Here is a 24,701-nt window from a genome sequence, read left to right as displayed (position 1 = left end):
CGGGGCTAAAGCAGCCACGGCCGGGGCCCTCATGGTCCCCGCGGCAGCCTCACCGACCTCGCAGTTCACTCCGACCCATCAGGCACAGTCATGCCGCAGTAGCGCTAACGCCTCGCCCACAGTCATGGTCACCGAGTCGGTAGCGAGTGGTCGGGAGAACGAAAAAGGCGACCATCAGGTCGCCTCCCGGGCGGCTCAGTCAAGCCGCCCATCGCTCGGGCGTCACCCGAGCTCTTCATATGTTCACTTCATCAAGCCGACCCAGTCGGCCGTTCGTCGTGTCCTGCGGCGCCAACCGCTGGCTACGACACGGGAGGGGTCCAACCGCCACTGACCTGACCTGAAGCCGCTTTCGCGCGGCCGACGCTCTCACCCCCGCTGACCAGGCATCTTCGGAAAAACGGTCAAGCGGTCGGTTGCGTTGTGCCCACATCCCTATGCAGTTCTGGAGCAGATCATAGCCGCCAGTCATAGGGCTAGTCCCGTATTGCCAAAAAGCGGCTCGCCCGAGCCGCGCATGGACGATGCCCAAAATCGAACAGAACAGCTTAAATCTCCCTTCCCTCGACGGGGTGCTCCGCGTGGGCGCCTCGCCTCCGCGAGTTCCGACCCGACCACTCTGGATGAGCCGCTCAGGCTCTTCCCGCGTACTCGGGAGCGGATCTCCAGCGCGTTCGAAGCCCTGTTGGCGGATCGCTCGATTCATCAACGCCCGTTGGTTGAGGCCCTGTCCGCAGTTGTCCTGCTCGCGAAGGCGCCGGCGGGGGAGTCGCGATTGGAGTTGACCGCTGGGGAGTTGGCACGGTGGTTGGGGGTGTCGGAGTCCTACGTCGACCATCGGGTGCTGCCGGCCCTCCGGGTCTCAGGCGCGGTCTCGACCGAGGTGACGACGGCGTCGGTCGAGGGCGTACGTCGGGTGACCGGCTTGCGGTGGGAGTTGTTGCCGCTCACGGCTGCCCTCGCTCAAAGCTCTGATCCGTTGGTTCTGGAGAAGCGCGAGTTGGCGGTTCTCCTGGCGTTGTGCGAGCGGTTGTTCGGCCCTGGATGGGCTCCGGTGGGCAAGCCTGAGACGCCGTCCGGTCTGCTCGGTGAGCGGCGGGGGCGCGGTGCGGCAGCCGAGCGTCTCGCGCTACTCCGTCTGGTGCTGGCGGCACGCCCGGATGGCCGGGTGCCCTTGGTGGGCGGGGCAGTAGCGGCCGGGTTCGATCGGGCGGACGCGACGGTCGCGCGGCTGATCGGCCGCCCGTTGGTGGAGGCGGCCCAGGTGGTGGACGGGCTGGTCCGGCAGGGGTTGCTGGAGGTGCCGGGCCGCGGTGTGCCCGGTGCGCGGCTGAAGATCCTGGTGCCAGCGGTCGCAGCCGCACACGGGCGTTCCGAGGCGGACTTGGAGGTCGTCCCCGCGCAGCTCCCGCCGGGCGTCGACGAGGCCGTCGAACCTGCAGGTGCTCCGTCGGAGGGCCGGGGCTCGGTGTGCACGCAGTGCTCGGGCTCGTTGGAGGACGAGGACCTGTCGGGGCCGGGGGAGGGCTGGCTCCAGGTCGGGTTCTTCGATGTCGTGGACGGTGATCTCGTCGATGCGGATGGTGCACTCAGGGGTCAGGATGTTCCCGAGGAAGCGGAGGTAGGGGACGAAAGTGTCTCTGACCTGGGCGAACAGACTTCTGAGGTGTCGGGTAGCGGCGCGGATGCTGGTGCACCACTCCACGCCCACCACGCTCCTCAGGTGGTCGCTCTAGGTGGTTCTGGTGCTGCTGAGTTTTGCTTTTCCGGCGAAGCCGCATTGGGGTTCCCACCGTTGCCGGAGCGCGTGAGCGGGCGCAAGGACCAGCCCGAGCCCGGCACTGTCGAAGCCGACGAGCGGGTCGGTGGTTGCGGTGGCCCGCTTCGCGGGGAACAGCACCAGGGCCTCGTCGTCGAACGGCAGAAGCAGAAGTCGCTGGTCGGTGGTGCGCGGGTGCTGCTGCGGTGGTCGCTGCCCCGCGGGCTGGAGCGGGTCCTGGGGCCGGTGCAGTGGGAGTGGGCCCGGATTGGGCATGCCGGTGGCCGGCGTCGAGTCCGGGCTGCAGCACGGGCCGAGCTGGTGCGCCTGGCCGGGATCGTCGGCTCGGAGCAGGCCCCGGTCGTGCTGGCCGAACGCCTGGAGCGCCGCCTGGCCGCGCAGTTCGGGCAGCCGGTACGGGATCCGATCGGCTGGCTACTCGGGCGCGGGTTGCCGCAGCGGGCCGAGTGCTACGCCCAGGAGTGCGATGACCGTGTACGGATGGACACCGGCCGGGTCTGCCCGTCCTGCGAGCTGCTGGTCGAGGACCGCCGGGCGCTGCGGCACCAGGTCGCACGGTCCGTCAACGAGCAGCTGCCTGTCCTCGAGCTGGAGGAGTTCCGGGCGGAGGTGGAGCGGCGGCTGAGCCGGGAAGTTGCCCGGCGGGCGGCCGAGGACGCCGTTCGCCGCGAGCGCGCGACGGTCGAGCGCTCCCGGCGTGAGGAAGCGTGGGCCCGACAGCGGGATGAACAGGCTGCTGCTCAGGCTGAGTTGGCGGCCCGGCCGTGCGTGGAGTGCGGGGCGCCGGAGGCCGGCGGGCTGTGCCTGATCTGCTCGGAGACCCGGACGACACGCCGGGCCCTGGAGTCGGCCTCGGAGTTCGCGGCCGTGGCGGCCGGCCTGGTGGACGTCCCGGCCGCCCCGGCCGGTCTGCTGGGCGTGTGCCGGGCGCGTTTGGAGGCCGAGGCCGAGCAGGCGGGGGAGCGGTGGCGCGGCCAGGGGCTGCCGGAGGCGGCGGTGGTTTGGCAGCTGCGGGAGCTCGTCGAGCAGCTGGTGGTCCGGGAGCGCGCGCTCGCGCTGGAGGCACTGCTCCGCGGCCCGCAAGCGAGGGCGGAGGCCGACCGGGTGGCAGGGATCGAGCGGGTCCGGCGCCGCGGCGAGCCCGAGGTCCTGGCCGCGGCCGACGAGGCGGCCCGCCGGTGCGCACGGGCCCTGCTGGCGCAGCGGCTCGACCAGGTCCGCGCCGAGGTCCAGGCCCCGGTCCAGCCCCCGGTCGGTGGCTGGCGGGACCGGATCGCCCAGTACGCGGCCAGGCCACTGGAAGGCGAGACCATCCCGGCACCGGTGCAGCTGGCCCGGGCCCGGCAGGCGGTGAGCGCGGCGTGAGCAGCGAACTTGAGCTCGCCATGCGGTGCGCGGGCAGAGGGTGGTGGGTCCATCCGCTGCTGCCCGGATCGAAGCGCCCGGCCGGCAACTGCCGCCGGTGCCGCCCACCCACGTCCGGGGGCCGGCCGCCCTGCGGGTTCCCCGACCTCGGTGCCGACGGCTGCGGCTGCCTGGCGGCGGGACGGTACTGCCACGGGGTACGGGCGGCGACCACCGATCCGGAGCTGATCCGCCGCTGGTGGGGCGGTCGCACCTTCGCCGTCGGCGTGGCCACCGGCCCGTCCGGCCTCGTAGTCGTCGACCTGGACGACCACCACCACCCACTGCCGGAGCGCGAGTTGGTGCTGCCCGGAATCGACCTGGCCACCGTCCCGGAGGCGGACGAGGTGCGCACCGGGGTGGACGTGCTGGAGCTGTTGTGCCGGGTGCGGCGGGCCGAGAGCCTGCTGCACGCCCCGCCGACGCTGACGGTGCGCACCCCGGGCGGCGGAGTCCATCTCTGGTACCAGGCCGGCGGAGCCCGGTTCACGCAGGGCGCCGGCCGACTGGGCTGGCAGATCGACGTCCGGGCCGGCTGGTCCACCGCGGTCGCGCCCACGACCAGGACCCCGGCCGGCTGCTACCAGCTCACCGGCCCGAGATCGGAACCCGCCCGGCTGCCGCGTTGGCTCGCCCTCGAGCTCGCGCGCGTCGGCCTGCGCTCCCGCGACCCCGCCGCCGACCCGCCGCCGGCCCGGATCCGGCTTCCCCGCCCCGCCGCGCGGCACCGGCCGCACGACGCGGCCGCGTACGCCGCCGCGGCACTGCGCCGGGAGGCCGAGACCGTCGTCGGCGCCCGCTCCGGCCGCAACGACGCCATCAACCGCGCCGGGTTCCGACTCGGCCGCCTGGTCGGCGCCGGGCTGCTGGAGCTCGGCGAGGCCCACCGGGCGCTCACCGAGGCCGCCGCGCTCGCCGGGGTCGACCCCGGCGAAGCCAAGGCCCAGTCCACCCTCCGCCGCGCACTCCAGGCGGGCATGTGCTCGCCGCGCACCATCCCGAGTCCCGGAGCACGGCCATGACCGACCTGACCACCCGCGTGACGCTCCCGGTCCCCGCCGGCGAACCCCGGCCCGCCCGCCCGGCGCCGACCGCCGAATTGGGGGAGTCGACGGCCGCGGCACCGGCCGAGCAGCAGAGCACCGAGCGCGGGCCGAAGTTGTCGCAGTCCGACGTCCTGCTCCACTTGGGCATCGACGAGTACGTCCTGGTGCGCTGCGACCAGACCGCGTACGCCGTCCCGGCCGAAGGACCACCGATCGCCCGCCCTCTGCGCGCCGCCGGCGGCTTCGGCGGCACCGGCAGCCTGCGTCAACTCCTCAACCGCTCCTACGTGCTGCGCACCGGCAGGGCCCCCTCCCAGGGATGCCTGACGGACGCGATCGCCTCCATGGACGCCCTCGCCCTGGACGCTCCGGATCAACCGGTCCACCTGCGAATCGCCCCCGACCCGGCCGACGAACAGGTGACCTGGCTCGACCTGGGGCGGGCGGACGGGCAGAGCGTCTGCATTGAACCGGGAACCTGGTCGGTGAGCACACCCCCCGTCGGCGAGGGGCCGCTGTGGCGGCGTACCCGGCTGACCGGCGAGCTCCCACTCCCCGAACGAGATCCGGGCGGCTGGCGGGCCGGGCTGGGGCTGCTGCGCGAACTGTCCGCGCTCGCCGAGCCGTCCTGGCGGATGGCCGTCGCCTGGCTGCTGGCCGGGCTGCGCCCGGACATGCCCCGCCCCGTCGCGTACTTCAACGGCGAACGCGGCACGGCGAAGACGACCTCCGCCCGGCAGCTCCTGCGGGTACTCGACGGGATCCGGGCCGAGGTCCGCAACGTGCCGCGCTCCGAGGACGACGGCGCGGTCGCCGCCTCGGCCGGCTGGACCATGGGCCTGGACAACATCCACGGCATCCCCCAGTGGCTTTCGGACTTCCTGTGCCGGACCGTCACCGGGGCCTCCGTCGCCAAACGCGAGATGTACACGGACGACGACGTCACCTCCTGGGCCTACCAGCGCCCGGTCGTGCTGACCGGCATCGACGTCGGCGCCCTCCAGCCCGACCTCGCCGAACGACTGCTCCCCTTCACCCTGGAGGCCATCGACCCTAAGGCCCGGCGCAGCGAACACGACCTGTGGCGCAGCTACCGGGCCGCGCACGGCCGCATCCTCGGCGGCCTGCTCGACCTGGCCGCCGAAGTGTGGGCACGCCTGCCCGACGCGGCCGCCCAACTCGACCACCGGCCGCGGATGGCCGACTGGGCCGAACTGCTGTGGGCCCTGGACGCGGTCACAGGCTGGGACACCCTGGCCACCTACACCGGCGCCCAGGAGGAGATCACCGACGACGTCATCGACGCCGACCCGGTCGCCACCGCCCTCACCCGCTGGGCCAGCGCCACCGACACCACCGAATGGCAGGCCACCACCGGACAGATCGACACCGTCCTCCGACCGCCCGGCCCCCTCCCCGACACCTGGCCCAAGACCACCGCGCTGCTCTCCGCCCGCCTCACCTCCCTCGCCCCCGCCCTGCGCCAACGCGGCATCGACATCCGCAAACTGCCCCGCACCGGCAGCGGACGAGGCTTCCTGATCACCCTCGACCCCGCGCCGGACCCGGGCACCTGACGCAACGCCCGCCCGTCTGACCGGACCAGACCCCACCTGCCGTCGCCACCCGGACGCGCGGGCCGTCCGCATGCCCGGATGCCAGCGGACGGGCCGACCAGGGGCGGCCCGAGGAGCCCTTTCCCCAGTGCACGGCACTGCGGAGCCCGCCCGGGAGGAGGGCGACCGTCGCAGCCCCGCCCGGGTTGAGGTGGTCGCCGATCCGGCAGGCGGTGTGACCTTTGACAGTCGACCCTGACCGATTGACAGGTGAGTTTGACCGCCTGTCCGCGACGGTCTGAAGTGGCCCAACCAGAACGGTCAGCAGTGGCTCCGCCAGGTGTTCGACCGGCAGGCCCGTAGTCGGTCCGGGCACAAGCGCAGCCAACGAGAAGAGGTCGGCGACGGCGAGCTGAGCTGTCGACTGCCCGCTCGAGGGGTGGGGCCAACTTCCGCCGTTCGCCCGGGTCCACCGGAAGCCGTTCAAGACAACCGCCGTTTCAGGATCCGGGGCCGAGGGAGCGGAGCGCCTGGTCGGTGAACTCCCGCAGTTGGGCGCGCTGGCGTTCTTCTTCGGCGATCCGGGCGGCGAGGACGGTGCGGTCGATGTGCGGTTCGGCGGCGGCAAGCACCAGGTGCCGGAGTTCGGCGGGGTCGAGCGCCTCGACCTCCCACTGGACAGGCCGGACTGGGTCAAGGTGGTGTCGGCGGGCGAAGGCCGGCCAGCGGGGATCGCCGGCCTTCCCCTCGGCAGGGGGCAGTTCGTGTTCGCGGACCTGGTCGTGGGTGAGCAGGACGCGCTGCACGGAGGCCCAACACGCGGTGCGGGCGATCCAGTCGCGCTCGATGTCGGCGCCGGAGGCATCGAAGTCGCCGACCATTCTCCGGGGCGCCACGAGCGTGCGGTTCGAGTTCTCGCAGCTCAGAAGCGGTCGAGACGACCATAGCGTGCGCAACAGGTGTGGTGCACGGAACCTGACGGAAGATTCACTCGGCGGGATGCTGACCGGGTTCGGGCCGCCCGTTCAGGCGCTGGCGGATCTCCTGCCGCTCGGCTTCCTCACGGGCGAGCGCCTGCCGATGGACGTCGGGGTCGCAGTGGGTCTCAATGGCCTCGCGCACGATCGCGGCCAGGATGTCGGGCGGCAGCGCCTCGGCCTGGGTGGTGGTCGTGCCGGAGAACGAGCGCCGGTCGGTCGCCTTCGGCGGGGCGGTCGGCAGGTTGTGGGTGACGATCTGCTCGGGGGTGACCGCGACCCGCTCGAACTCCACCTCGGCGCCCGCGGCCTCGGCGAACGCGATCACGTCCTCGGCCAGCGAGCTGAACATGTGAACGCCGCTCTGGTCGTAGTCGCCCAGGTGCAAAACGCTGGTTCTGCGGCCTCCGGAGATCGCCCGGACGGCTGCGTCGTGCTTGCCGGCCAGGCCGTCGAACCCACCGCCGGAGAAGCAGGAGATGCCGAACTCCTCGCCGATGCGTACCAGTTGAGGGACCATGCCGGCCGTCTCGCACCACAGCTCCAGCCGGACGGGCTGGCCCTCCTGGCGGTCGACGCGGTAGCCGTCGACCGCCGTCTCCACGGCTGTCCAGAAGTCTTCGGGGCCGGTGAAGGAGGGCGGGGCGTCCACGGCGATCTGGGTGTCGTCGCGGATCACGTCCCAGGGGATCCGTCCGGAGCGGCGGGCCATGCCGACGTACTCACACATCCGCTTGTAGTCGCGCTCGGTCTTCTCCAACACGCCGTCGCTCAGGAGCACGTAGAACAGCTGGCGGAGCGAGACAGGCAGGTGGTCGCGGTAGCGGTCAAGGACGGTGTCGACCGCGGTCAGCACCCGCAGTGTCTCCCGCTTGGGCCGCCAGTGCGGCTGCGGCCCGCGGGGGCGCTTGTTCGGCATCGTGGCCTCCTGGGTTCAAGAGTCCGCCATGGCGTCCTTTCGCTCAAGTGGGCGGTGACCTGGGGTTTCATCCGGGAGGCGGAGGCGTGTCGCGTCCTCGGTTGAGCTGGGCCATCAGCTCGCGGTTGGCCGCGCGGGCGGCGGCGAGGTCGTCGCCCTGGTCCTGGAGCTTGAGCTCCAGGTCGACGACCTGTTGTTCGAGGGTGGTGATCCGTGCCTGGAGCTGTTCGGTGTCGTCGGGGCCGCCGATTCCGGACTCGCGCCAGACCTGCTCGCCCAGGACCTCGCTGAGCCGGCCTTCGAGGCGGCGGACCTGGGCGGCGAGACGGGCGGTGCGGGCGTCGGCAGCCACCAGGTCGACCTGCAACGAGGCCCGGCTGACGGCCGGGCCCCGGCCGCCGGGAACCGTGGGCGGCTCAGCGGCCTGGGCGTGGATCTGGCCGAGCAGGTCGCGGTGGCGGTAGAGGAAGGTGCGGTCGACGCCCGCGCGGCGAGCGATGGCCGCGACGCTGACCTCGGAGCCGTCCTTCGCGGCCTCGGTCAGGGCGGTGAGGACCCGCTGGCGGCGTCGGACGGTGTCGGCCCGGCGGCCTTCCAGCATGGCCTGGACGGCGGGGTCGGGTGGGGTCATGCGGGTCGCTCCGGTCGCAGGTCGGGCAGGGGCTGGGGAATGCGCGGCATGCCGAGGAAGCCCTGGCGGGTCTTGCGGACCATGGCGGCGGCCTGCTGGATCTCGGCGCGTTCAGTGTCGGTGAGCTGGTCGACCTCCTCGGTGACGCGGCGGATCAGCCGTCGGACGCGGGCGATCTCCTCCTCGGACGGGGTGGCCTCGGCTCGGGCCCAGTCGTCGGCCTCGGTCATCGAACGCAGCCGCTCCCGCTGCCGCAGCAGGCCGTCGAGGTAGGCGCTGAGCTCGGGGAGGTAGGAGATGTCGGTGGAGTAGTGGTCGCAGCCCATACAGCGGAACCGCAGGGGGCAGGCACCGCCGCCGGCCGCGACGTTGGACGGCTCTGAGCAGGTGCCGAAGGGGACCTGGACCGACCCGATCGCCAGGCGGATGCGTTCGGCGTCCAGCAAGGTGGTGACCGCTCCCCAGACCCGCTGTCCGTGGCGGTCGAACTGCATGGCGGTGACCTTGTCGACGGCCTCGCGCAGCCGTACTTCCTTGACCCGGTAGTAGCAGCGGGTCGACTGGTAGGAGTCGTGATCCATCAAGGGTGAGAGGACCTCGATGGAGACGCCGGCGTCCGCGTGGCGCTGGGCGAAGGAGTGCCGGTAGGCGTAAGGGAAGACCTTCTCCTCGTCGAAGACGGTCCCGTCGTCCAGCAAGAACTCCGGCAGCTCGGTGACCCAGTCGCGATGCATCCCGCTGAAGTGAGTGGCGTCGATGCCCTTGGTGCCGAGCTGGTTCATCACCGACGACGGCAGCAGGACCAACTGGGACAGCGGCCGGTCGGGGTAGAGAAGGCGGACGCGTTCTTGCTGCTCGCGGATCAGCCGGGCGGTGGGTTCGTGGATCGGCAGCTCGCGGCGGATCCGCTGCTCTTTCCAGTTGTTGTAGACCAGGACGGGCTTGCCCTGCCGGTCCCGGTTCAGGCAGTGGTACTCCAGCTTGCAGATCTCCTCCGGGCGCCGGCCGGTGTCCATCAGCAGCTCCACCGCGACCCGCAATTCGCGGCAGGTCATCTCCTCGAACAGGTCCAGGTGAGCGCAGAGCTGACGCAGCACCTCCGGCGGCAGGTCCTGGCCCTCCTCCGAGGGCTCCGGCGGCCTCGGGACGTCGTGCCGGGTGATCACGAAGTCGTCGGGCAGCCCGGCCAACGGGCCATCCGCCCTGGTCAGGCCCATCACACGGGACTGCCTCAGCACGTTGCGTGTCGCCCGGACGTAGCTGACACGGGTCGTCGCGGCGATACGGCCGTTGGCCTCCAGGAACGTCATCCGGTTCAGGTAGTTCTCGATGTCCGCCCGCCCCAGCGCCGCCCGGTCCAAGCCGTGGTCCGGCCGGGCGTCGAGACTGCGCGACAGGAAGGCCAGCGCGGTCATGTGCTGGCGGGCGTGCGAGGAGGTGCTGCGGGAGCGCACGCGGGTCAGGTAATCGCGGGCCCAGCGCTTTGCGGCCTCCTTCAGCCACGGCTGGTGAACGGCGGTGAACTCCACCGTGCCGCGGTGCCCGAAGACCGCAAGGTCCCAGCTGTCCTTTCCGTACTCGCCCTCGGGGGACTTGAAGGCCCGCTGCGCGTAGGCGGTCAGCCGGTTGAGGAGGATCACCGCGGTGCTGTTCACCCCCGGCCTGGGGACGTCCTCCAGGCGGCCCGCCTGCGAGGGGCGGATCGTGCGGTCGATGAGCGAGCGCAGGCCGCCCACGTCGGTCTTCGCTCCGCGTCGGCAGCGGTGCTGCAGGCCGAACAGCAGCTGCGCGACGACCAGGTCCGGCAAGCCCCGGAAGCTGATCTCAGAGCCGTTGCAGCCCGACGGTGCCGTCCGCAACCACATCTGCTCGTCGACGGGCCCCTCCTTGCGGAGCTGGTTGAGCTGCATGCCGTGCGGGTGGCAGAGCCGGTGGCCCACGGCGGTCACGGCCTGGCGGGTGCAGGCGAGCGCTCCGCAGTCCCCCAGGCCCGGAAGCGCCCGCGCCGCCGGATCGGTAAGGAACTCGGGCAGGGTGCCGCCGAACTGCACGTACTGGTACCAGTGCGACCGACACAGCGGCTGCTTCTGGGAGTTGATCCAGGTCCGCTCGCATCCGTCGACCCGGCACTGCCCCGGGACGACGCGCGAGGCGGTACGCGGGAGCTCGATGAACTCCTTCAGCGGCAGTCCCGACTTGCGGTGCTGGTCCTGGCAGGTCCGGCACAGACCGCGGGCCTTCGACGGAAGGTCGCATCCCGGCACTGGGCAGGCCCGCATCCCCAGCATGGGGTGGTCGATCGGCGCGGTCAGGACGCGTCGATCGCCGTCCCAGCCGACCTCGGTGAAGAACTCCGGCTCGATCAGCGACCACAGGAACGCCGCGCTCTCCTCCGTGGTGGCCCCCGGCGCCGGCGGCGCGGCCGGCAGCGTGGCGCTCATCGGAGTCCACCCGCCAGCTCGCGCGGCGAGGGCACCCGGTCGACCGCCTGCCGCAGCCGGTCGGGATCGGGGTGCAGATACGGCTCGGCGCTGGACAGCCGTGCATGATCGAGCAGTGCGGCCACCTCGTCCAGGCTCCCGCCGGCGTCCACGACGTTGCTGGCCATCGCGTGCCGGAGCATGTGCGGGGTCACGATGCGCGACAGCCCGGCCCGCCTCGACAGCCGCTGAAGCAGCTCGGTGATGCCGTCCGGGCTCATCGGGGCGCCCAGCGGCTCGGCGAACAGGTTCACCAGCACGAAGTCGCTCGCCGCCCCGTGCGGCAGCGCCATCCGCTCGATCACGTACTGGTCGTGGGCCTGGACCACCAGGAAGTCGACCGGCTTGGCCTTCCCCGGGGCGGCGGACTGCTGGCGCTTGGCCCACGCGCCGTTGGGGTTCTCCCGCCGTAGCACGTGCAGGTGCGAGCCGGCCATCCGGCAGCCCAGCGCGGTGGAGTCCGGCATGAAGTGCATGTCCTCGCGCCGCAGGCCCGCCGCGGTGCCGCGGCGCAGTCCGGCGCGGGCGAGTAGCAGCACGATGAAGCGGTCGCGGGCGTTGTGGCAGGCCATGAACAGGGCCACCGCTTCGGCGTCCGTAGCCCGGTCCCGGCGCTTGCGCGGCACCTGCACCCGGTGGCGGGCCTTGAGCCGGTAGCTCATCCCCTCGCCGCGGGCTTCCTCGGGCAGGTCCCAGTCCTCGGCCACCTCGTAGAGCTGCACCAGCACCTCCGACGGCACGGACTTCGTGGTGATGGCGTGCAGAAGGAACTGCCGCACTCCGGTCAGCACGTTCCCGATCCGGCCCGGCTGGCGGTGGGGCTCCGTCCCCGGTCCGGCCATCACCACCCCGCGGCCCGCCACCGGCCGCTCGATGCCCGTGGCGTCCGGTGTCCCGTACTTCAGCCACACGGTGAACAGCCCGAGGTCCTGCGCTGCGGTCCTCCAGTCTCGGCCGGTCCGGGCACACCAGCGCAGGTACAGGGCGACGTGCCCGGCGTACGTACGCGTCGTCAACTCCGCCTGGTCTTTGCCGAACCGCACGTACCGCAAGAACGCATCCGCCGCCGGCACCACCGCCAGCTCCTCGTCCAGCACCGTCCAGTACCCAGCACCCGAAGGCAACTGCACCCGAAACGCCCGCAAGGCTTCCTCCACTCCATCTGCAACGTGTCGCAACGATCACGACAGCTCCAGAGATGCGAGGAAGAACCCCAGCTCACACGATCAGACGCAGCGTCCCGCCACACATCGAAGCGCCAGGGAGAACGATGTAGAGCAGTACGGCCGGGCGCGGGTCGCGGGCGGCGCGCTCGCGGACGAGCTGGGCGTAGCTCTGGCTGCCGAATCCGCGGACGACGAGGACGGGGATCCCGGCCTCCTGGAGCCAGCGGGTGAGCTGGGCCCTCAGGGTGTCCTTCTCGCAGGCCGCGTACACGGCCGTGGTCTGGCCGGCCGTCCGGTCCAGGGCGAACCAGTCCGGTGCCTCGCGTAGGAAGGCGCGGGCGTCCGGCCACGACGGCGGGACGTGCACCTCGCGCAGCGGGTCGATGAGGTTGGGGAACTCCCGGTCGCGGCGGGCCTGGGCGAGGCGGGCGGACAGCCGCCGGTAGGTCGGCGCGGTGTGCGGGATCAGGCCCTCGGCGACCAGCCGGTAGTAGACCTGGCGAAGGGTGCAGCCGCCGACCGCGTCGTAGCCGGTGACGATCACGGCGGCCCGGTTCACGATGCCCGCCCACTGGAGTCTGCTCACACCGGTACATGTACCCACCCGCCGGTCAGGCTCGGGTGGCAGGAACCTGGCGGTGGTCAAGGTCGGGTGGCAAACAGTCAGGGTCGCCTGTCAGAGGTCACGGTGACGCAGGGGTGACGCTGTCCATGACGCACTCCCTGCCCGGCCTGGATGGGCTGTGACCTGTATGTTCGTGCGGTCACTTGCGTATTCATGACGCTGATGACGCTCTCGTACTCCATCTCACTGAGAGAAGGGAGCAGAGAAGTAGGCGAACCGGAGACATGGTGTGTCAGAGCGTCATCAGCGTCTGCCGCCCGCCTGTCCGGACGAAAGACCACAGGTCAACGCGGCGTCCGGGCGAACACTCCAGCGTCACCTGGCAGCGTCACCGGGGGTGTCTGCGTCACCACGTGACGCCGGGTGCCGGGGCCGGGGGCCCGGCAGCGGCGGCTCCAGACCCCAACCCCTCGGCGGCCGGATCCGATTTCACGACGGGGTATGCGGAGGCGCGCCGGCACTGCGCCGACGACCCGATGGTGCGCGAGGGCTGGGCACGGTGGCCGGGGTGCTCGGGCCGGCGTACGGACGCTGTGGTGCTGGCGGCCGCGGAACTGCTGCTCCTCCTGGCCCTCCACCCGGCAGTATCGACACCATGACCTCGCTGCTTCCGGCCGCCCCTCAATGGACGCTCACCGCCGTCCCGTACGGCACCGCCGATGCCCGCGCCCTCACTCGAGCCCTCCACCAAGAGCAGCTCGCCACCTACAGCACCGCCGACGACCCCGAGACGACCGACAGCGCAGAATTCGACGCCCCGCACGGCCGATTCCTCGTCGCCCGTCTCGGAGACGGACCGGCCCTGGCCTGCGGAGGCTGGCGCACCCTCGGCCCCTCGGCAGCCGAGATCAAGCGGATGTACGTGGCCCCGGCCGCTCGCGGGCAAGGGCTCGGCCGCCGGATCCTCGCCGCTCTCGAACGAGATCTACTTGGCCGCGGCCACACCGAGGTCCTGCTGGAGACCGGCGTCCACAACAGCGCGGCTCTCGCCCTGTACGCCGCCTGTGGCTACGCGCCGGTCCACTCCTACGTCCCCGGCCGCAACCCCGACATCAACCGGGCGCTGAAGAAGTCCGTCCTGCGACGGGCTCGGTACTGACCTCCGACCCCGACAGCCACGCACGCTCCGGTGCTCGGCTGCTCAATGGCCAGCGGCCGGGAAGTGCTCTGCCAGGATGGCCGCATGAAGTGGAACGTCGAGGTGGACATCCCCGGGATCGGCCCGCGCATGCTGACCGTCGATCAACCCAGTGCGTCCGACGCCCTGGAACACGCCAAGGCGCGCGTGAACGACATGTTCCTGCAACTGCCCTCCGGGATCACGAGCTACACCGTCGCGGTATTCGAACCGGGGCACCGCACGGGAGACGCGTCCATCTGCGCCGAGCGCATCACCCTGGTGACGGCGACCGAGCCTGCTCGCGGCTGACGAACATCGTGGCGGCGCCAGCGCCGCTGCCGGCCAGGAGCCAAGGAGGTCCCGCCGACGGGGGATGCGGCGGGACCTCACCCCTGACGCTACGCCGCGAGCCACACTGGGGTCCACCGATTCCGCGCGTTGCCCAGCTCGAAGGCTTTCCTGTCCGGCTGAGGGCAGTCACGGCGGGATCTTCAGCTTGCGCCTTCTTCGCACTCCGGCCGCAGCAGAAATCTCTGAATCTCCGTCATACCAGGCGTGTAGCCGTCAGAGGTGTCCACCAGCAGGTTCGGCGCGTCCAGGCTGATGGGCACGAACTGATCGGGGTTGTACAGCCCGGCTTTCATATCGGCGAGCAGGGCCTTGTCACCATGGGCGGCCCTGTGGCTGTCGCGGTGGGCACGGTCGGCGATGCGCTGCGCGATCGCCGGCGCGGGGGTGGTGCACCGGATGATCCGTAGGTCGGCGATCTTTATGAGCGGCTCCAGCCCGGGGCGCCAGAGCCGGTCTTGGAAGGCAGCCTCGGCGACGACGGACGTCCCGGCCCGGAGGAGGACGGTGAGCGTTGCGAAAAACGCCTCCAGAGCTGGGATGTTGAGGGGATCGTCGTCCTCGGGGTCGTGACCGGGATGGTTCATGACCATGCCCTGCTTGATCTCGTCACGCAGGATCGCGGGGCAGCCCAGGTGCTGGGCGAGTTCCCGGGCGAGGGTGGTCTTGCCGGTCGCCGGCGGGCCGCTGACCACGGCCAGTAGTTCGGACGGGCACGGGTGGGCTCCGGGGACGGTCGTTGAGGCGGCTGGCGCGGCGCCTAGGTTCCAGGGTGCCGTTTGCGGAGCCGGACGGCCATGAAGCCAGGCTGGCGGTCAGATTCTCGTGTTCGGCCGGTCGTGCCAGGGTGCAGCCACGGGCGTGGTGCGGGGTTGCCAGAACGGCCAATGGCTCCCAGAGGGTGCTGCGAGCCTACTCCTGCATGACCTCCAGCTCGGCGCCCAGCGTGGCGAGCTTGGGCAGCAGGCTTCCGTAGCCGCGTTGCAGGTGATAGACGCCCTGGACTGTCGAGGTGCCTCGGGCCGCAAGGGCTGCGATCACGAGGGCAGCGACGGCTCGGATGTCCTCGCCGGCCACACGGGCTGCAGTGAGGATGGACGGGCCGTGCACGGTGATGGTCGGTCCGTCGGCGGTGACGGCCGCGCCGAAGGCGCGTAGGGGGGCCACGTGAGTGTCCCGGGCGGTGTAGATCCGCTCCTCGATGCGGGAGGTGCCCGGGGCCTGGGTGAGGAAGGCGGTCAGCTGGGGCTGAACATCGGTGCAGGTGGCGGAGACCGTGGCCATTTGTACGGGCCGGGGACCGGAGGGGCAGCGGGCGCTGGTGCCGCCGTCCGTCGGGTCGAGCTCGATCCCGGCGTCGGCGAGCATAGCCACGAGCGCGGGGGGAAACGTGGCGACGGGGACGTTGTCGAGGTGAACGGTTCCACCGGTGATGGCGGCGGCCAGGGCGAGCGTGGCCGCCTCCAGCCGGTCCGGCGGAACGGCCACGGTTCCGCCGGTCATGCGGTCGGTCCCGGTGATGTGGAGGGCGCCGGTGCCCTGCCAGATGATGTCGACACCGCCTTCCGCGAGCATCGCGGCGGTCGTCAGGACTTCCGGCTCGGAGTTGGGGTTGAGGATGGTGGAGGTGCCGCGAGCGCGGGCGGCGAGCAGCATGGCGGTGACCGTGGCTCCCAGGCTCGGCCCCCATTTCTGGGTCCTCACGTCGACGGTGAACGGCGCCGGGGCCTGACCGGGCAGGCGGGCACTCACATGGGTGCTGGTGACGTCCAGCGTGGCGCCGGCAGCCTCCATGGCGGCGAGGTGCCGGTCGATGAGGCGGTGAGTGAAGGCGTCGCCGCCCGGCAGGGGGAAGCGGACGCGACCGGCTCTGGCGAGCAGGCCGGCGGCCATGACGGCGGTGGTGCGGATACGCCCGCCCAGCTCGTCTGGGATGACCGGGTGCCAGTCGACAGCGGGCGCGATTATGAAGCGGTCACCGGTGATCCTGGCCTGAGTACCGGTGCGGGTCAGGATTTCCGCGCAGACATGGCTGTCCAGGATTTCCGGGGTGCCGGACAGAGTCAGCGACGTGTCGGCGAGCTGGGCGGCGGCGTACAGGTGAAGCGCGATGTTCTTCGAGCCCTGGACCGAGATGGTGCCTTTCAGGCGGTGGCCGCCGGTGATGCGGATGGCGCGGGTGTCGGCGTGGCGCGGCAGCAGGCTCTGCATCTGATCGTTCACGGGTACCTTCCGCGACGGTGGGGGCGTGTTGGAGGGCGGCCCGCAGTCCCGGCCGGAGCGACGGAACCGCGAGCCGCACGGGCTGGTCGGCGGTGTGCCGGGGCCGCCTTAGGCCGCCGTCAGAGCGGATGTACGGGTCTGAGCGCTCAGGGCCAGCGCCTCGTCCAGCGGCGTACGGGCGACGGCGCCGTAGGCACGGTGGAAGAGGCCCATGTCGGCGGTGAACGAGCTGATCTCGTTGATGCGGGCGGCGACGTGGGTGATGGTGCCGTGGCCTACGGCGCTGATGACCGCATGGGCGAGGTCGAGGATGGAAACCGCCTGGCCCGAGCCGCAGTTGATGACCGGCAGCAGCGCGGGGGCGTCCAGGACGCGGGCGAGCATGGTGACCGAGTCGTCGATGTAAGTCAGGTCCCGGGCCTGCCGGCCGTCGCCCTCGATCGACAGCGGGCGGTTCTCGGCGACCGCGTCGAGGAAGGCGGGCACGACGGCGTCGGGGCTCTCGTGCGGGCCGAAGGTGTTGAAGAACCTGACGATGCCGATCTGGCGGTCGCCGTCCAGGCGGGGCCGGTAGATGCTGGTCAGCTGCTCGGTGGCGACCTTGCCCGCTGCGTACGGGGAGCGGGGGGCGTACGGCGCGCTCTCGGCGAGCGGGCCCTGCTGCTCGCCGTAGACCTCGCATGAAGAGGCCACCAGCAGCCGTCGCGCGGTCGAACCGACGAAGGTGTGGAGGATGTGCCGGTCAACGGCGACGTTGTGCTCGAACCCGCCGACCTCGAACGAGGCCGGGACGGACTTGAGCGCGGCCAGGTGCACGACCGTGTCGACGCCGTCCAGGTCCTGAGCGGTCAGCGATCGGACGTCGCGGACCATCAGGCCCTTGCGGCTCGGACGCGGGGAGGCGACCGAGAGGTTGTCCAGCGGGGTGACCGCGTGCCCGGCGAGGCGCAGGGCGTCGGTCAGGGCCGAGCCGATGAAGCCGGCACCACCGGTGATCAGCACGTTCAAGGGGTACCTCCGCAGAGGAGTCGAGCAGCGAACCGGTCTGGGTGTGCCGTCCGTCTGCTGGCGCAACCGTCCTGCCTGCCGATCCTGTTCGGGAGGTGTTCTGCCCGGTTCCGCACACGGTGTGCGGAACCGGCACACGACGTGCGTCCGCACTCCCTGTCGCCGGTCAGCAGCAGGCAGTAAGGTCTTGGCTCCCCGTCGGTGTGCAGGAGGCAGGTACCCATGGGCCCGAGCAGTGACTTAGGCAAGATCTTCCGCAGCGCGCGCCAAGCCCTGGACATGACGCAGGGCGAGGTCGGCCAGGCTGTCGGCTACTCGGCCTCGGCAATCTCACGGATCGAACGCAACAGGATGCGGGTGGATCTCGAAACCCGGCTGCGCCTTGCCCAGGTGCTCCACATTCCTCCTGAGCGGGTCAGCGGGTTCCCTGCCCCAGCGGACCCCGTGATCGCTACCGTGGGGAACGTAACGATGCCGGACGAGGAGGACGCGATGCGTCGCAGGACAGTACTGGGGGCGCTGGCCGCCGGGGCGTCGACCGTCGCCGTCGGAACAGGCACCGCGGTGGGCCAGCCGGGCTCGAGCTTGAACCTGGACGACATGCTCTTCCGCCTTCCGGGCGCCGAGCCCGCGCCACTGCGAGTACTGGTTTCCGGGACGGCCGCCGCACGTGAGGCGTTCACCGCCGCCCGTTACAACGACCTCGCGAACGCCCTTCCCGCCCTACTCTCGGCCGCTGAAGCGACGCGAGACGCCTCCGCCGGCCGCGCTCGCCAGCAGGCCAGTGCCGTCCTCGCCCGCAGCTACGTCCTGGCCGCCGAACTAGCCGCGAAGGAGCACTCGGACACCGCATGGGTCGCGGCCGATCGCGCCCTGGCCGCCGCACGGGCCAGCGGCATCCCCATCCCCATCGGCGAAGCCACCCGCGTCCTTGCCATCACCATGCGCCGCTCCGGCCGCGCCTCCTCCGCCGTCCGCCTTCTCACCCACGAAGCCGACCAACTCGACCCCGCCGAAGCACGCACCGGAGCCGTACGCACCAGCCTGCTGCTCACCGCGGCCTACTCCGCCGCCGCCGGAGGCGACCGCACCACAGCCCTCGCTCTGCTCGACGAAGCCGACGAGACCGTCGAACGCCACCCGCAGGCCCCCGACGGGCTCTTCACCGTCGACGCCACACGGACCCAGGTCGCCGTCTACCGCATCGGCGTCCACACCACCCTCGGCACGCCTGACGAGGGCGTGTCGATCGTCCAGGGCCTCGACATCAGCCTCATGCCGAACGCCGAACGCCGCGCTCGCGCCTGGACCGACACCGCCCGCATGTGGCATGCCCTCGGCAGCGGACAGCAGGCATTCGCTGCATTGCGCCGCGTCGAGCAGGAGGCCGCGCAAGAAGTCCGCCGGCCGGCACTGCGAGCCCTGACATCGAACCTGTTCTACGGCCCGGCCCGCGTGCCAGGCCTGCGCGAGTTCGCCCTCCGTACGGGGGCCGTGCCCGCCTAAGTGGCGCAGACCCGCAGCAGCGACGAGAAGCTGGCATGCCGCGCGGTCACTCAACCGGTACGAACCACGCCGCGATCTCATCCTTCTCGACCAACGCGATGATCTCCCGCATGCGCTCACTCATCGGTGGCAGCGCGTCCAGCGAGAACCAGCCGACCTCCACCGACTCGTCGTCGCACACCCGGGGCGCGGGGCCCGGTCCCACAGGCCGACAGGCGAAAACGATCTCCAGGTACTGAGCCCGGTCTCCGTTGGAGTGCTGCACCGGCGGGGATTGCGTCACCGCCGCCAAACGCTCGACCACCACCCGAACCCCGGTCTCCTCCTCTACCTCCCGTGCCACCGCGGCAGCAGGGGCCTCGCCCGGCTCCACGATCCCGCTCAGCGGCGTCCACAGACCGGCAGCAGACCTCCGTTGCAGCAACACCTGCCGGTTCTCGTCGCGCACGACCGCGACCACCCCAGGGAGCCAGAGAAGGCAGTCGGGACCGACCGCCTTCCGGAGATCTGATACAAAATCAGGAATCATCTCCTCACCTTAGAGCGAAGATGAGGTCCACGGACGGCTTTCACACTCCCTTGCCGTCACCATCGTGCTTCTTCGAGCAGACATGCGGTCGGCGAAGCCTTTGCTCGACCAATCTGACGAGTGGGATCACGGGTGAGTAGCACGCTGCTCTAGAGACCCTCGGCCGCGCCAAGAAACCCTGGTCGGTCATGGGGATGAGCGCGGTCCGGCGGGTGTTCGGGACCCAGCGGCAGCCCCGGGTCCGCTGAACACGTCGCGGGGCAGCGGGACCGCCTCGGTGCTGAGTGTCTCGAAGACCTCCCGGAACAGGTTGTCCCCCTCCCGGGCGCTCTGGCTCGCCTCGGCAAACGCGGCGACCAGGGACTGGACGTCGCCTCCGAACTGACGAGATTCCCCAACGCCATGGGGCGCCCTCCTGCCAGGCTGGCTTCACTACGATCAGCACAGGAGACGGAACCACGATGGCCACGGCGCAGCAGCCCACGTCCGCGCAGCACCGGCGGGTGCAGTGGAAGCCCATCGACCAGGCGCTGGCTTGCTACTCGACCAAATCGCTGGTGGTGCTGCTGGAGACCGCGCTCGCCTCCCCGGGCTGCTCCCGCTTCCACGATCACCTGCTGCTCCTGTGGACCCGAGTCCTGCGAAGCCCTGCCCGGCCCGGGAAGCGGGCCTGCGCCGAGGATCTGCCGGGACTGGTCGAGACCCTCGTCCGTGCTGCTCCCGGGCGCGGCACGCTGACGGAGGAGGAGCCGAACGACCCGCGGGCGCTGGTGCGGTACGAGGTGGCGGGGGAGCGGCTGCTGGTTCACCCCGGGCAGCTCGACCATCCGATGATGTTCCTTCGCTGCGCGGAGATGGCGGCGCGGGCGGTCGATGAGTCCGTGCTGGCCGTGCGCGGTTTCACCCTTACCGATGTCCTGGAACTCGTACTGCGCTGCACTGACCGACTGGTGTCGGGTCTCGCGCCGGCGTGGCCCGAGGTGTACGACGATCGGTCAGCACAGGACATAGCCTGTGGAATCAGCCCCGGCGAGTACGACGCCGCCCAGGAGCTGGCCGACCTGGCCCCCGCCGAGATTGCCGCCGCGTGCCGGGAGCCGGATCGCGCCGTTCGCGCGCTGGAATGGCTGACTTCGGACATCACCGCCATGCCGCTGCGCTACCACCCCAGAGCACCGCTCCTGGGGCCGGTGCTCGCCGTCGTCGCGCACGGCCGCCGCCGGCTGGTCCCGGCCTCCGCCATGCTGAACAGCTTCGCCGTGGCCCTGGAGCGCCTGACCACCCATGTCCCGAACGGGCCGGCCACCGAGGAGCGCCTCCAGGCGCTGACCGTGGACCGCGTCGCCCAGTTGCTGGGCCTGGATTCGGCACCCGCCCGGCCCGGGCCGGTCTGCGTGATCTCCTCACCCACCCACCGCTACGACATCGCCGTCGTCAGCGCGCTCGCGGACGGCCTCCTGCCGGCCCGGGTTGAGGAGGGCCGAGCCAAGCTCGCCGAGCAGCCGACCGGGCGCGGGCGGCTCGTGGTCTACGGCGGGCCCCGGGTACTCGGGCCGGAGCTGATCCGTGACACCTGCTACCTGCACGTCGAAGAGCTCGCCGAGATCCTCGCCGACGCGGAAGGCGACCCGGCCCTGCTGGCCCTGTTCGTCCTGGAGCTCACCGAGCACCCCGGCGTCGACGCCGTCTTCCACCATGAGCCGATCGACGCGTGGACCGCCTGGTCCGGCGCGGGCACGCTGCTGCTCCCCGGCCCGCCCCGCAACGAAGTCGCCGTCGTCCCGGCGGCCGGGTTCGACCTCACCTGGCAGCGTGCCGCGGCCTGGGCTCGCCTGGACGATGTCCTTGCCGCGGCCGGGCTGCCGCTGGCTCTGCACTGGCGATCCGCCCACCTCGTTGATCCCGACCCCGGCGTACCCGGCACCCACGCCGACCTTCTCCAACCGGGCCCCGACGAACTGCTGGTGCGGGTCAGCACCGACCCACCGATGACCATCATCGCCCAGCCGGGCCACGGCCAAGGCGCCGTACTCGACCTGGCCACGATGGCCGGACTCGCCGACAGCATCCGCACCACCGTCACCGGCCGCCCCCAGGTCGCCGAACACTTCACCCTGCCCGACGGCGCCCCCGTCGTGATGCAGCTGACCGAGACCACCCGACCCCACCAGCCCCCCGCCGTTGGGGCCGGCCGGGACGGGGACAAGCGGGACGCGGGGGAGTGGCTCCTGATGCACGCCGGCGCGGACCCCGGCCAAGCCCGGATCGGCATCGACTTCGACCCGCTGTTGCTGGGCACCTTCACCGGCGACGGCCAGCAGGGCCACCGCGTCCTCGGACAGCTCCTGCACCACCTCGTCGAGCAGGTCCGAACCAGCCGCAGCGCCGTAGGCGGCACCGACCCAGAGGCGTTCGCCGACGCCTGGGACACCGCGCACCCGGTACTCCGCCTCACCAGCACCACCACCTTCTGGCCCGCCGCCGCCCCCCAGTACACCCTGCCGCGCTCGCGCCACCTGCACGCCCGTGCGCTGCGCAGCGCGGCCGCCGCGATCCGCCGCGCCGGCGTTCCGGTGGGAGCCTGGAGCGGCGCCGACGCCTACGCCCGGGGCGGCCCCGCCGAGCAACTGCTGCACGCCCTCGAAGGCGAGCTCACCCGGCAGATCCGGTCCCACCAGCCCGGTCTCGTCGACGAGCTGGCGCGGCAGCTGAACGCGGCATGGTCCAGCCGTACCTGCGGCCACCACGAGGTGACCGTGAACCTCGCCGCACCCTGGGCGCAGAACTGGGTGTCGGAAGCCAGCCGCCGCCAGGCGGATGCCGCCACCGCCACGTCCGCCCTGCAGCTGCTCCTCCAGCAGGCGGTCACCGCCCTGCCCACCGGCCGCCGGCCCGTCGACGTCCTGGCCGTCGCCGAACTGGTTGCCCTGGCCGAGCTCGTACTGCACTGCGGCACCACCGCGGTCGCCGCCGCCCGACGTCTGCACGACCTCCACCTCGAGATCCACGCCAGCGGCGTGTTCACCCTCACCGACACCGACCAGGCCCGCACGGCCGACCAAGACGCCGAGCTGCTCCACCTCGGCTTCGACGCACAGGCGTACCAGCACGCCCGACAGCAGCGCTTCATCACCCAAGCCGCCACCGCCCCACCCGAACACCTCGACCCGGCCGCCGTGTTCGCCACAGTAAGGACCCGAGTCCGCGTCAACTTCACCACTCCGCGCCTACCCGCCGGCAGCCAGCTCGCGGCGGCCGACCAGCTCCTCCAGCAGCACTGGGGCTTCGGATTCGCGGCGCTGGGGGCCGTGCTGGCAACCGCCGCCGACTGGCAGACCGGAACGGACGGCATCGCCGCCGTCACCGCCGAGGACCTGGTCCACGAGACCGCCACCTGGTCGGCGCTGCCCGAACGCGAGTTGGCAGCCGCTGTGGACCGGCTGCGCCTGCACTCGGCCAATGCCGCACCTGCCGGACCGCACGCCTACACCGAGGTCGAGCGCCGGATCCGGCCCGTCACCCATCCGCTGATCGAACACGGCGGCCGACTGCTCCTGCTGCCCTGGCTCCTCCATACATCCCAAGAGCTCTACGCCGCCTACCTCCACGAGGGCCGACTCCCGCACCCCGACCTGCCCCGGCCTGTCGGGGACGCCCTGCGCCGCCACCGACAGCAGCTCGACGAACGCCTGGAAGCCGACATCGAGGCCGTCGCCCGCGCAGCCGGCCTACCCCACCGCTTCCGCCTCCTGGAGAAGACAGCCGCTCAACTCGGCATCCCCGGCCTCATCGGGGAGATCGACCTGCTCGTCGCCGACCCGGCCACCCGGCGCCTATGGGTGATCGAGGCGAAGAACCCCGAAGGTGCGGTCGCCCCGCACGCCCTGATCCAGCACGTGCAGCGCTTCACCGCCCGCTACCGCGACAAACTCTTCGCCAAGTCCGCCACCATCACCGCCCACGCGGATGCGGCCGCCCGCGCCTGCAAGGCCCCCGGCGACTTGGACTGGGACGTCATCCCGCTGATGGTCACCCGTAGCATCGAACCGGCGGGCTTCCTCGCCGACCCGAAGGTCGCCTTCACCATCGCCGAGCACCTTGCCGGGGTCCTGACCTCCCCGGCGCGGCCGCGCCCCGGATGGAACAGCCCCGACGAAGGGAAGAGCTGATGCCAGCCGCACTGGAGCGCGTGGATTTGGCCTACGCCCTGGTCACCGATCCCACGGCACAGCGGATCCTGCTTGTCAGACACCGTCGAAGCGGACAGTGGGGACTGCCCGGCGGCAGGCGGGAGGATGGCGAGACGCTCCCCGAAGCTGCCGCCCGCAAGACTTTGAAGGAGGCCGGTGTGGTCGCGGACATGGGCCACCTGGTCCACGTCGGCGAACGGATCGCCGATGTCCACGACCTCTTCGCGGTCTTCCGCGCGACCTACGTCCACGGCGAGCCAGCGGCCACGGGGGACGAGGAGATCGTCGAAGCGGCCTGGGTCCCACGCCCCGCCGCCGACGCTCGTCTACCTTTCTACGTCGGCGGCCTCGCCCCGCTGCTGGCGGCCGAGGGCACCGTCCACCACACCGACCGGCCCAGTCGCAGGGCTGCCAGCGCACGGCCGGCGCTCCCAGCGCCGGGCGCGGTGGCGTTGATCGGCGGGCGGATGACGATAGGCATCGTCCGTGACGGTGCCACCGTCCGGCGTCCTTCCACCCCAGCCTCCCCCTTCGTCGCAGCCCTCCTCGGGCTGCTGCACTCCAGGGGCTTCGACGGCGCGCCGCGATATCTTCGGCGAGAGGGAGCGACCGACATCCTCGACTTCCTTTCCGGAGAGGTCCCCCAGCGATTCCGTACCTGGTCAGACCAGCAGGTCAGTGCCGCCGGTGCGCTCCTGCGCTCGTTCCACGACGCGACCAGAGAAAGCGATCTCGCCGGCCGGTTTCCGGTGGTCTGCCATCACGATCCCGGACCGAACAACGTCGTCTTCCGGGACGGGGTGCCGGCAGCTCTCATCGACTTCGACACTGCGGCTCCCGGCTCCCCGCTGGAGGACCTCGGCTACATGGCGTGGACCTGGTGCATCAGCTCCAAGCTGACGGCACCCGCCGTCGAGGACCAGGCGGCTCAGGTCCGAGCCCTCGTGGACGCGTACGGGCTTGAAACCCGGGGGCGCGGCGCGCTCGTCGACTCCATCCTGGAGCGGCAGATCCGAAACGCCCGGTTCTGGGCTGAGCAGGAGCTGGGTCCGGACGGCGTTACCGCCAGCGCGGATGTCATCGCGCAACGCATCGCATGGAGCCGCCGCGAGCACGCCTTCGTCGGCGCTCATCGCCAGATCTTCGACGGCGCCCTGTGAACGAGGGAGGCCTCGCCGACGGGGGATGCAGCG

General features: G+C 71.4%; 19 protein-coding genes and 1 pseudogene. 9 read left to right on the top strand and 11 right to left on the bottom strand.

What is annotated here, in order from left to right:
- Positions 1–1,129: 1,129 nt before the first annotated feature.
- Positions 1,130–1,705, bottom strand: a complete 576-nt coding sequence (locus ACIBEC_RS19820) for a hypothetical protein (protein WP_396288172.1) — start codon at positions 1,703–1,705, stop codon at positions 1,130–1,132.
- Between the two features lie 102 nt (positions 1,706–1,807).
- Here ACIBEC_RS19820 and ACIBEC_RS19815 point away from each other — a divergent pair, with 102 nt between their 5' ends.
- The 3 genes from ACIBEC_RS19815 to ACIBEC_RS19805 are packed head-to-tail and all read left to right on the top strand — an operon-like array spanning position 1,808 to position 5,807.
- Positions 1,808–3,145 carry a hypothetical protein gene (locus ACIBEC_RS19815; protein ID WP_396288171.1) on the top strand — a complete coding sequence of 446 codons (1,338 nt, stop codon included), beginning with the start codon at positions 1,808–1,810 and terminating at the stop codon, positions 3,143–3,145.
- Positions 3,142–4,206, top strand: coding sequence for a bifunctional DNA primase/polymerase (locus ACIBEC_RS19810; protein ID WP_396288170.1), 1,065 nt, complete (start codon positions 3,142–3,144; stop codon positions 4,204–4,206). Before ACIBEC_RS19815 ends, ACIBEC_RS19810 begins: the two co-directional genes overlap by 4 nt.
- Positions 4,203–5,807 (top strand): hypothetical protein, encoded by a 1,605-nt coding sequence (locus ACIBEC_RS19805; RefSeq protein ID WP_396288169.1) that lies wholly within the window; start codon positions 4,203–4,205, stop codon positions 5,805–5,807. Before ACIBEC_RS19810 ends, ACIBEC_RS19805 begins: the two co-directional genes overlap by 4 nt.
- 479 nt (positions 5,808–6,286) lie before the next feature.
- Here the strand turns inward: ACIBEC_RS19805 and ACIBEC_RS19800 are convergent, their stop codons facing one another.
- The 6 genes from ACIBEC_RS19800 to ACIBEC_RS19775 form a co-directional block, all read right to left on the bottom strand.
- Entirely contained in the window at positions 6,287–6,682 is a 396-nt protein-coding gene (locus ACIBEC_RS19800; protein WP_396288168.1) for a hypothetical protein, read from the bottom strand.
- Positions 6,683–6,773: 91 nt separating this feature from the next.
- Positions 6,774–7,682 carry a hypothetical protein gene (locus tag ACIBEC_RS19795; protein ID WP_396288167.1) on the bottom strand — a complete coding sequence of 303 codons (909 nt, stop codon included), beginning with the start codon at positions 7,680–7,682 and terminating at the stop codon, positions 6,774–6,776.
- A gap of 67 nt (positions 7,683–7,749) precedes the next feature.
- A complete protein-coding gene (locus ACIBEC_RS19790) occupies positions 7,750–8,313 on the bottom strand; it encodes a hypothetical protein (RefSeq protein ID WP_396288166.1) in 564 nt (187 codons plus the stop codon).
- Positions 8,310–10,754 (bottom strand): tyrosine-type recombinase/integrase, encoded by a 2,445-nt coding sequence (locus ACIBEC_RS19785; protein WP_396288165.1) that lies wholly within the window; start codon positions 10,752–10,754, stop codon positions 8,310–8,312. The genes ACIBEC_RS19790 and ACIBEC_RS19785 overlap by 4 nt, the downstream gene beginning before the upstream one ends.
- Entirely contained in the window at positions 10,751–11,938 is a 1,188-nt protein-coding gene (locus tag ACIBEC_RS19780) for a tyrosine-type recombinase/integrase (RefSeq protein WP_396288164.1), read from the bottom strand. The genes ACIBEC_RS19785 and ACIBEC_RS19780 overlap by 4 nt, the downstream gene beginning before the upstream one ends.
- Positions 11,939–12,011: 73 nt before the next feature.
- Positions 12,012–12,545 carry a hypothetical protein gene (locus tag ACIBEC_RS19775; protein ID WP_396288163.1) on the bottom strand — a complete coding sequence of 178 codons (534 nt, stop codon included), beginning with the start codon at positions 12,543–12,545 and terminating at the stop codon, positions 12,012–12,014.
- A gap of 634 nt (positions 12,546–13,179) precedes the next feature.
- On the opposite strand from ACIBEC_RS19775, the gene ACIBEC_RS19770 reads away from it, so the two are divergent.
- Both ACIBEC_RS19770 and ACIBEC_RS19765 read left to right on the top strand, forming a co-directional pair.
- Positions 13,180–13,683, top strand: a complete 504-nt coding sequence (locus ACIBEC_RS19770; RefSeq protein ID WP_396288162.1) for a GNAT family N-acetyltransferase — start codon at positions 13,180–13,182, stop codon at positions 13,681–13,683.
- Positions 13,684–13,767: 84 nt separating this feature from the next.
- A complete protein-coding gene (locus ACIBEC_RS19765; protein ID WP_396288161.1) occupies positions 13,768–14,013 on the top strand; it encodes a hypothetical protein in 246 nt (81 codons plus the stop codon).
- 182 nt (positions 14,014–14,195) lie between these two features.
- On the opposite strand, the gene ACIBEC_RS19760 is transcribed toward ACIBEC_RS19765, so the two are convergent.
- From ACIBEC_RS19760 to ACIBEC_RS19750, 3 genes are all read right to left on the bottom strand, one after another.
- Positions 14,196–14,747: an AAA family ATPase gene (locus tag ACIBEC_RS19760; protein WP_396288160.1), complete on the bottom strand. Its 552-nt coding sequence runs from the start codon at positions 14,745–14,747 to the stop codon at positions 14,196–14,198.
- 217 nt (positions 14,748–14,964) lie between these two features.
- On the bottom strand, positions 14,965–16,275 hold the full coding sequence (locus ACIBEC_RS19755) for a UDP-N-acetylglucosamine 1-carboxyvinyltransferase (protein WP_396288159.1): 1,311 nt from the start codon (positions 16,273–16,275) through the stop codon (positions 14,965–14,967).
- Positions 16,276–16,383: 108 nt separating this feature from the next.
- On the bottom strand, positions 16,384–17,277 hold the full coding sequence (locus ACIBEC_RS19750; protein ID WP_396288241.1) for an NAD-dependent epimerase/dehydratase family protein: 894 nt from the start codon (positions 17,275–17,277) through the stop codon (positions 16,384–16,386).
- A 228-nt stretch (positions 17,278–17,505) separates the two neighbouring features.
- Here ACIBEC_RS19750 and ACIBEC_RS19745 point away from each other — a divergent pair.
- Both ACIBEC_RS19745 and ACIBEC_RS19740 read left to right on the top strand, forming a co-directional pair.
- Positions 17,506–17,637, top strand: a pseudogene (locus ACIBEC_RS19745) (multiprotein-bridging factor 1 family protein); the annotation flags it as partial.
- 138 nt (positions 17,638–17,775) lie between these two features.
- Positions 17,776–18,789, top strand: a complete 1,014-nt coding sequence (locus ACIBEC_RS19740; RefSeq protein WP_396288240.1) for an XRE family transcriptional regulator — start codon at positions 17,776–17,778, stop codon at positions 18,787–18,789.
- Between the two features lie 46 nt (positions 18,790–18,835).
- Here the strand turns inward: ACIBEC_RS19740 and ACIBEC_RS19735 are convergent, their stop codons facing one another.
- Positions 18,836–19,318 carry an NUDIX hydrolase gene (locus ACIBEC_RS19735; protein WP_396288158.1) on the bottom strand — a complete coding sequence of 161 codons (483 nt, stop codon included), beginning with the start codon at positions 19,316–19,318 and terminating at the stop codon, positions 18,836–18,838.
- Between the two features lie 461 nt (positions 19,319–19,779).
- On the opposite strand from ACIBEC_RS19735, the gene ACIBEC_RS19730 reads away from it, so the two are divergent.
- Positions 19,780–23,487, top strand: a complete 3,708-nt coding sequence (locus tag ACIBEC_RS19730) for a hypothetical protein (protein ID WP_396288157.1) — start codon at positions 19,780–19,782, stop codon at positions 23,485–23,487.
- Positions 23,487–24,668 (top strand): NUDIX domain-containing protein, encoded by a 1,182-nt coding sequence (locus ACIBEC_RS19725; RefSeq protein WP_396288156.1) that lies wholly within the window; start codon positions 23,487–23,489, stop codon positions 24,666–24,668. The genes ACIBEC_RS19730 and ACIBEC_RS19725 overlap by 1 nt, the downstream gene beginning before the upstream one ends.
- Positions 24,669–24,701 lie beyond the last annotated feature (33 nt).

Origin of the sequence: Kitasatospora sp. NPDC051164 (genome assembly GCF_044455625.1) — a bacterium.
Classification (GTDB): Bacteria; Actinomycetota; Actinomycetes; order Streptomycetales; family Streptomycetaceae; genus Kitasatospora.
This window is presented reverse-complemented; position numbering and strand designations above follow the sequence as displayed.